Annotated in this window: 7 protein-coding genes; 3 read left to right on the forward strand and 4 right to left on the reverse strand. The window is 60.8% G+C overall.

Annotated elements, in window-relative coordinates:
• Positions 1 to 25 precede the first annotated feature (25 nt).
• Both DWW51_RS00515 and DWW51_RS00520 read right to left on the reverse strand, forming a co-directional pair.
• A complete protein-coding gene (locus tag DWW51_RS00515) occupies positions 26 to 1,654 on the reverse strand; it encodes a UDP-glucose--hexose-1-phosphate uridylyltransferase (protein ID WP_231501532.1) in 1,629 nt (542 codons plus the stop codon).
• Complete coding sequence (locus DWW51_RS00520) at positions 1,645 to 2,850, reverse strand: galactokinase family protein (protein WP_117772938.1); 1,206 nt, start codon at positions 2,848 to 2,850, stop codon at positions 1,645 to 1,647. Before DWW51_RS00520 ends, DWW51_RS00515 begins: the two co-directional genes overlap by 10 nt.
• Before the next feature lie 383 nt (positions 2,851 to 3,233).
• Here DWW51_RS00520 and DWW51_RS00525 point away from each other — a divergent pair, with 383 nt between their 5' ends.
• Together DWW51_RS00525 and DWW51_RS00530 are read left to right on the forward strand one after the other, a co-directional pair.
• Positions 3,234 to 4,220 carry a LacI family DNA-binding transcriptional regulator gene (locus tag DWW51_RS00525; protein ID WP_117773082.1) on the forward strand — a complete coding sequence of 329 codons (987 nt, stop codon included), beginning with the start codon at positions 3,234 to 3,236 and terminating at the stop codon, positions 4,218 to 4,220.
• Positions 4,221 to 4,349: 129 nt separating this feature from the next.
• Positions 4,350 to 5,510, forward strand: coding sequence for an FprA family A-type flavoprotein (locus tag DWW51_RS00530; RefSeq protein WP_117772939.1), 1,161 nt, complete (start codon positions 4,350 to 4,352; stop codon positions 5,508 to 5,510).
• A gap of 66 nt (positions 5,511 to 5,576) precedes the next feature.
• On the opposite strand, the gene DWW51_RS00535 is transcribed toward DWW51_RS00530, so the two are convergent.
• Positions 5,577 to 6,380 (reverse strand): DeoR/GlpR family DNA-binding transcription regulator, encoded by an 804-nt coding sequence (locus DWW51_RS00535; protein WP_117772941.1) that lies wholly within the window; start codon positions 6,378 to 6,380, stop codon positions 5,577 to 5,579.
• Between the two features lie 334 nt (positions 6,381 to 6,714).
• On the opposite strand from DWW51_RS00535, the gene DWW51_RS00540 reads away from it, so the two are divergent.
• Entirely contained in the window at positions 6,715 to 7,572 is an 858-nt protein-coding gene (locus DWW51_RS00540) for a class II fructose-bisphosphate aldolase (protein WP_022095149.1), read from the forward strand.
• Positions 7,573 to 7,894: 322 nt separating this feature from the next.
• Here the strand turns inward: DWW51_RS00540 and DWW51_RS10465 are convergent, their stop codons facing one another.
• Positions 7,895 to 8,371, reverse strand: a complete 477-nt coding sequence (locus tag DWW51_RS10465) for an HAD family hydrolase (RefSeq protein WP_117772943.1) — start codon at positions 8,369 to 8,371, stop codon at positions 7,895 to 7,897.
• Positions 8,372 to 8,436: the final 65 nt, after the last annotated feature.

Here is an 8,436-nt window from a genome sequence, read left to right on the forward strand (position 1 = left end):
CGCTGATGAGGCTCGAACTCGTATGCTACAGTGAGTCGATAAAGCGCTGTTGGGCGGCGCGGCCGGCTTCGTCCCACTTAAAGACGCCGGCGTTGTCGAGCACGTGGCCAAACACCACGCCGACCTCCTCGTGCAGGATATCGATGGCGTTGTCCGCCGTAAGCTCGTCGGCACGGCGGGCATAGACGTCCTCGGCCCACGCGGCATGGCTGCGGCAAAGGTCGTCGCCCTCGAGCGCACTGGCAAGGTCGTAGCTGGTATCGGCTTTGGCTGCCAGCAGGTGCTCGCGGACAGCGCCGAGCTCGGGAACCAGGCGCGGCGGAAGAATAGCCAGGCCCATAACCTCGATCAGGCCGATGTTCTCCTTCTTAATGTGGTGATACTCGGCATGCGGGTGGAAAACGCCCAGCGGATGCTCGTCGGTCGTGATATTGCAGCGAAGCGCCAGGTAGGCCTCGTAAATCTCGCCGCCGGCGTTGCCGCGGGAGTCGACGCGGCGGATGACGGGCGTCACGGTGTTGTGCGCTACGCCGTCGGCCGTGTGCGCGATAACGCCCACAGACTCGTCGGTCCACTCGCGCCAGGCGAGGATAATCTTCTCGGCAGCGTCGAGCAGCTGAGCGCGGTCATGCGAGCGCAGGCGCAGCACCGAGAGCGGCCACTGCAGCACAGTGCCGGTGACCTGGTCAAAACCGGGCACGCTAAACTGCGAGACCTCGGCGGCATGCATCATGGGGAACTCGTGCGCGCCGCCCTGGAAGTGGTCGTGCGACAGAATCGAGCCGCCCACGATAGGCAGGTCGGCGTTGGAGCCGATGAAGTAATGCGGGAACAGGTCCACAAAGTCGAGCAGGCAGGTCAAGCCCTTGCGGTCGACGTGCATCGGACGATGCTCGGAGCTCATGGCAATGCAGTGCTCGTTAAAGTAGGCGTACGGGCTGTACTGGAAGCCCCAGCGCTCGCCGTTGAGCTGGATGGGGATAATGCGCAGGTTTTGGCGAGCGGGGTGAGCGCCGCCGTCGGCTGCGGCGGAGCGTCCGGGATAGCCTTCGTTTTCGATGCAGAGCTGGCAGGCGGGATACTTCTCGCCCGTGTTCTTGGCGGCACCTGCCGCGGCGATATCGCGCGGGTCCTTCTCGGGCTTGGACAGGTTGATGGTGATCTCAAGATCGCCCCAGTTGGTGGGGGTGCTCCATTTGATGTTGCGCGCGATGGCGGCGCGGCGCACGTAGCCGGCGTCGCAGCACAGGCCGTAGAACCAGTCGGTCGCGGCACGGGGCTCGTTGACGCCCATACGTCCGTTGAACTCTTCGTTTACAACCGAAGGCCTCGGCATGAGCGCGCCCATGATGCGCATGGCGATGCGGTCGCGGCCCGACGCCGTATCCTCGACAGCACCATTGGCAACGGCGGCCTCGGAAAGCGCGGCAAGCGTGCCTTCAAGATCAAAGTCGGGCAGGGTATTGGGGTGCAAGAGCGAGAGTTTCTCAACCTGGAGCGCCCAGGCCATATCGAGCGCGGGGCCCGTAGCGCCGATGCACTCCAGAATGGTGTTGTATGCCCAGATGCGATCGTCCTGGCCGATCATCGATCGATGAATGGCGTACTCGATCAGGTTCTGCGCCGCTTCGCGCACGTCAGTCATTACAGCCATGCCGCGTAAGCCCCCTTGTCAGAGATGGCGTAGTGACGGGCAGAGCCCTCGCCCAGCCAGCCGTTCATCTTGGCAATGAAGGTGTCGACCAGATCGAGCGGCACGAAGGCCTGGATGGTGCCACCAAAGCCGCCACCGTGAATGCGAACGGCGCCGCGGCCGTCGAGCACGTGCTCGGCCAGCGCCAGGGCATACATGGAAGGCTGCTCGGAACCCAGCTTGGCAACAACATTCTGCAGGTACATGGCAGAGCTGGCGCCGGACTCGCGCGTCAGGACCAGGAACTGGTCAATGTCGCCAGCGTTCAGGGCTGCCCAGCGCTTGTCGACCAGGCCGTTCTCGTACCAGTAGTGAACGGCGCGCAGGCAAGCGCGGTCGCCCAGCTTGGCGCGCAGCTCGGGGAGCTTGGCGTCAAAGTCGGCAACGTCGACCTCGCACAGGCGTGCCTTGCCAAACTCGGCGGCGACGTCCTGCATCTCGCGCGGAACGGCGGCGTAGTCGTCGGTAGCTGCCACGTGGTCGGCGCCGGCCTTAACGAGCACGAGCGCATAGCCGTGATCCTCAAAGTTGAGCTCGAGCTTCTGGGTTTTAGGCTGAGCCTGGTCCTCAAAGTCCATGTAGGCGAGGCCGCCCAGGCACACGGCGGCTTGGTCCATAAGACCGCAGGGCTTGCCGTAGTAGTTGTTCTCGGTTCGCTGGCTCATCTGAGCGAGCGTGACGGGCTCAATGGCGGGCGCGCCCCAGAGCGTCTCCATGGCACGGCCGTACGCGGCCTCGACGGCGGCAGAGCTGGAAAGGCCGCCGCCCGAGGGGACGGAGCAGGTAAAGGCAAAGTCGAAGCCCTGGGGCTCAACGCCCAGAGCAGCGATTTCGTGGGCCATACCGCGCACGAGGCTTGCGGACGTGCCCTTCTCGGACTCCTGGACATCCAGCGTGTCGAGCGTGATCTCAAACGTAGGATAGCCCTCGTCGGCTACGCGAACCTTGTTGGAATCGGTTGCCACGGCGATGCCGTCAACGGCGACATCGAGCGAGCCGGCGATAACGTGGCCGCCCTCGTGGTCGGTGTGGTTGCCGCTGATCTCGGAGCGGCCGGGCGCGTGCACATAGAGCACCTGGCGGTCGCCGATGGGGCCAAACTCCTCCTCAAACAGCTTGGTGAGCGTGGCGAGTGTCTTTTCGTCGGGGGTGGTCATGAGGGTCCTTTCCTTGGCGCATGCTGACGAGTTTTCCGTCGTAGTGAGTACGTTAACAATCTGAAGCGGCATAAACTCAGCATCTACGATGCCGCACGTTACGGGCTATGTTAACGTACTCATAACACAACACTTATCACTTTTTGAGAATCTGGTAATCGGTAGAAATTCAGCCGTGAACGGTACTGCCGTATGGACTTATAAAGCAGAAGAGATGCAGATAGAAAAAGTAGAGTACGTTAACATGCGTCCGACGATAGCGGGCCTCGGCGCGGGATGTATTTCTGCCCGGGCCGGCATTCACGCTATTCAGATCTCTCAAGGGTGAAGGTGATCCTGTGGCAAGGCGCCCGTCCAACGATACCAGTTCGCGTCCGGTCTCCATGGCCGACGTCGCCCGCGCTGCTGGCGTTTCGCAGCAGACGGTTTCGCGCGTCGCCAACGGCTTGCCCAACGTTAACGAGCAGACGCGCCAGCGCGTGCAAGCCGCTATGCAAGAGCTCGGCTTCCGTCCGAGTTATGCCGGTCGCTCGCTGCGCGACGGCCGTTACCATTCGGTCGGGCTGTGCGTCAACGATGTCACCAAGTTTGGGAACCTCTCAATGATCGACGGCATCGCCAGCGCGGCCCGCGAGCACGGCTGCGCCATCACGCTGGTCGAGATGTCCAAGAGCGAGGAGTTTTCGCTTGCCGAGGCCACGCGTCGTATGGCCGCGCTGCCCGTGGACGGTATCATCATCGGCATGAGTCGCATGGCGCCCGATTTCGAGACGTTCGATCCGTTGCCGGGCATTGGAACGGTCATCGTTACCATGTACGCGCATCCGCGCGTGACCACGGTCGATTCCGACCATTACGGCTGCTCGCTATTGCTTATGGATCACCTGTTTGAGCTGGGGCACGAGCAGATTCGCTATATTGGCGGCCCGTCGTTCTCGGTCGACGAGCAATTTCGTCGCGCCGGTTGGCAAGATACACTCGAGCGTAAACACATCGAGACGGTAGAGCCACTCGAGGGCGACTGGTCTGCCAACAGCGGCTACGAGGCCGCTCGGTACTTGGCTGAGCACGACCGCACCATGACGGCGATTTACGCGGCAAACGACCAGATGGCAAACGGCGCCATCGCCGCGCTGCGCGATAGCGGCTTGCGCGTGCCCGAGGACGTGAGCGTGGTGGGCGTCGATGACTCGCTCGACGACTTTGTCGCACATAACGAGCTCACGACCGTTCGATTCGATCTGCATCAGCGCGGGCGCGAGGTGTTTGAGCATGCGGTTCCCGAGGCGGGTACGGTGGGCAAAACCGTTGCCATTCGTATTCCCGGCCAGCTCATCATTCGACATAGCACGGCGATACCGCGCTCATAGTTTGTGCTGGTAAACGGCGATTTATCGCATTTCAATAACAATCGGTAAGGATGCCGGCAGATAGCTGTTGGGATGCAGCCGAGTGCTATGATAGACGGGTTCTTTTGTCTATCTAGGAGGCTTTGCCTGATGGAGATCACCAAGGATATCCGCTACGTTGGCGTCGACGATCACGACATTGACCTGTTCGAGGGCCAGTACGATGTGTCCGAGAACGGTATGGCATACAACAGCTACGTTATCTTGGGCGAAAAGATCGCTGTCGCCGATTCAGTCGACGGCGGTTTTGTCGACGAGTGGCTCGGTAACATCGAAGCCGTGCTCGACGGTCGCACGCCCGATTACCTGGTCGTCCATCACATGGAGCCCGATCACTCCGCCGGCATCGCCGCCTTTATGGAGCGCTATCCCCAGGCGCAGATTGTGGCCAGCATGGGCGCCTTCCGCATGATGATCAACTACTTTGGCACCGATTATCCCGAGCGCAAGATGGTCGTCAAAGAGGGCGACGTGCTCGACCTGGGCGGCCACAGCCTGACGTTTGTCGGCGCCCCCAACGTTCACTGGCCCGAGGTGCTGTTCTCTTACGAGGCCACCGACAAGGTGCTCTTTAGTGCCGACGGCTTTGGCAAGTTTGGTGCCAATGACATCGAGGATCCGGAAGGGTGGGCCTGCGAGGCGCGCCGCTACTACTTTGGCATCGTCGGCAAGTTCGGCAAGTTCGTGCAGGCCGTGCTCAAGAAGGCCGCCGACCTGGACATCCAGATCATCTGCCCGCTCCACGGCCCCGTGCTGACCGAGAACCTGGGCTACTACCTCGACACCTACAACATCTGGTCGAGCTATCAGCCCGAGGACGAGGGCATCACCATTGCCTACGCGAGCGTCTATGGCCACCTGAAGGCCGCCGTCGAGGAGCTCGCCGCAGCGCTCGAGGCTCGCGGCCAGAAGGTCTCCGTCTTTGACCTGGCTCGCGACGACATGGCCGAGGCCGTTGAGGACGCGTTCCGCTATGACCGTCTGGTGCTCGCTTCCATCACCTATCAGGGCGAGATCTTCCCGTTTATGAGCACCTTTATCCATACGCTCGCCGAGCATGCCTACCAGAACCGTACCGTGGCGCTCGTTGAGGCCGGCTCTTGGGCACCTGCCGCCGCTAAGGTTATGACCAAGGAGCTCGAGGGCATGAAGGACATCACCCTGACGGAGAACAAGGTGACTGTCCTGGGTTCGCTCAACGACGCCTCGCGCGCTCAGATCGAGGCCCTCGCTGACGAGCTCTCCAAGTAGCGATACGCTCACTTTTAACGCTCAAACCACCACAAAGGGGACAGGCACCTTTGTGGTGGTTTTTGTTTAAGCGCCGGCGATGACGAGATTTGGGCGGGCGTTGTCGACGATCTCGGCGATTGAGGTGGCGACGGCATGATCGGGGTCACGGTCCATCACGATGGTGCCGACGTCGGCAAGCTCAGCAAAACGGTACATGCCGCGTCCGTAAACCTTGCTGGCGTCCATGAGGGCGACGCTTTGATGGGCTGCGGCGATCATGGCCGTTTTGGTCTCGGCCATCTGGGGAAAGTCGGTCGTAAAGCCGCAACGGGGGACAAAAGCGCCGGGGCACATGACGGCCAGATCGGCATGGATTATTTGGAGCGCCTGCATGGTGAGCGGACCGTACAAATAACGATGACCTTTGCGCAGTGCTCCGCCCAGCATGACGACATCGACCGAGGGCATGCTCTCGTCGATATAATCGGCGATGGTGATGTCGGCCGTGATGACGGTGATGCCGTCGCGCTGGTCGAGCAGGCGGACAAATTCGAGCGCGGTGGTGCCCGAGTCGACGAGCAGGGTGTCACCGTCGCTGACGAGTTCGATGGCGCTTTGCGCGATGGCCTGCTTGGCGGCGACATTGACGTTGATACGGCGATCCTGGGTGGATACGGTCAGTCGCTTCTGGAGCGACACGGCGCCGCCGTGCGTGCGGCGCAACTTGCCGGACTCGGCTAGCGCGTCCAGGTCGGCGCGGGCGGTGACGGAGGATACGCCAAAGGTCTGGGCGATTTCTGCCACCTGCACAGAGGCGTTATGTTCGAGCATCTCCATGATGGCGGAACGACGCTCGTCGGCGAAAGCTCGGGTTGTTGCGTGGGCCATATCTGCTCCATTCTCGGCTAAATTTGTAGGAATTGTGTTGAGTCTATTTTCGTTCATTTTCTTTTTGAGTAAGAAAACACCTTTCGATTACTTACTTTTTCTATAAAAGAAAGATGATCAAGGCTCAAAACTCAATTTCGAACACGCACGCTCGGGTTCGACCCCTTCCGTTTGCTTTTCAAAAATGAAGGTTGGACCTCGCGCGATGACAATATCTCGCACATGTATACCCGCTGAATTTCATACAATGAGCGCAGCAAAATGCAAGGTAAAACGCCTTGCGGACACGTACGCCCGATGTCCAGATGCGGGCGAGGGAGAGGAGCAAACGCTCATGGCACTTGTTACCACCGAAAAGATGCTCAAGGACGCTCAGGCCGGCCACTACGCCGTCGGCGCGTTCAACGTCGAGAACCTCGAGTTTGTTATGGCCGTTCTGGCCGCTGCCGAGGAGACCAAGTCCCCCGTCATCATGCAGACCACCCCGGGCACCATCAAGACCGCTGGTCTGGACTACTTCTACGGCATGGTCAAGGCTGCCGCCGAGCGCGCTTCCGTGCCCGTTGCCCTGCACCTCGATCACGGCGATGGCTATGACCGCTGCATGCAGGCTTTCCGCACGGGCTACACCTCCGTCATGATCGACGGTTCGCACGAGTCCTTCGAGGACAACATCGCTCTGACCAAGTCCGTCGCCGACGCTGGCCGCGCCATGGGCGTGCCCGTCGAGGCCGAGCTCGGCAAGGTCGGCGGTAAGGAGGACGACGGTCCCGCGGTTGAGGGCGAGAGCCCCTACACCGATCCTGCCGAGGCCAAGGAGTTTGTTGAGCGCACCGGCTGCACCTCGCTGGCCATTGGCGTTGGCACCAGCCACGGCGTGTACACGAGCGATCCTCACATCGAGCAGTCCGTGGTCAAGGCCATTCGCGACGCCGTCGACGTGCCGCTGGTTCTGCACGGTACCTCCGGTGTGCCCGATGAGCAGGTTGCCGAGGCCGTGAAGAACGGCATCTGCAAGGTCAACTACGCCACCGAGCTGCGTCAGGCCTACACCAAGGGCTTCATGGCCTACATGGCCGAGAACCCCGCCTGCTTCGATCCTAAGAAGCCGGCCAAGGAGGGCATGCGTGAGATCACCGAGCTGGTTAAGATCCGCATGACTAACCTCAACTCTGTGGGCAAGGCAGAGTAACAGCAAGGGTACTCCGACTCACTACATATCCCGGGGAGGGACGAGGACTTAGTTCCCCAATCGTCCTCGGGCATGCAAAAAGCCTCGCTGCGCACTTCGTGCGGCGAGGCTTTTTGCCCCCTGCGGAAAGATTGGGGAACTAAGCCCTCGTCCCTCCCAGGTTGACCTACTCGAGGTCGTCGCCCTTGTGGCGTTAGGGCGGAAAATAATAAGAAGCCTTCGCGCTGCGGAATGATTTTGGAAACTAAGTACGGGGACCCGCCCAAGCCGTTCTGCTCAATCGCCCTTGTGGTGTTGGGACTGAAAGGGTGGGACGCGTGGGTTATTTGGTTGTTAGGGTTAGTAGGTCGTTGGGGGTTTTGAGGTTGTAGGTGGCGTTTGGGATATCTTGGTGTGATCCCCATGCTGCTCGGGCAAAACTGACCCCTGCTGAAGTTGCGCATTGTTCGTCGTAGACGGTGTCGCCAACGTAGACGACGTTGCCAGGATTCGCGCCCGCACGTCGGAGATATTCGAGCATGGGTGCGGGTGCGGGTTTATGTTCGGTTGTGTCTTCGACAAGGATGATGTGCTCAAAATACTTATCGAAACCAAGGGGTGCAATTTCTTTGGCTCTGTTAGACCAAGGTTGACATAAAAACGATGTCACCGCGAGGCGGTACCCTTCAATTAACGTCGAAGGAGCGCCCATGGATGCAGACGACCTGGTCATCACCCTCAAGAAGAGCCTGGCGAAGCTCAGCAGGACCGAGCGCCGCAAAGCCGTCGAGTTGGTCGGGGACGTCGTCCGCGCCGCCATGTTCGACGATGCGGCGGGAGATGGCTATGAGGTAGAGCGCTGCCCCCGTTGCGGCTCGGTCGCTA

Source organism: Collinsella sp. AF15-51, assembly GCF_003462845.1.
Classification (GTDB): Bacteria; Actinomycetota; Coriobacteriia; order Coriobacteriales; family Coriobacteriaceae; genus Collinsella.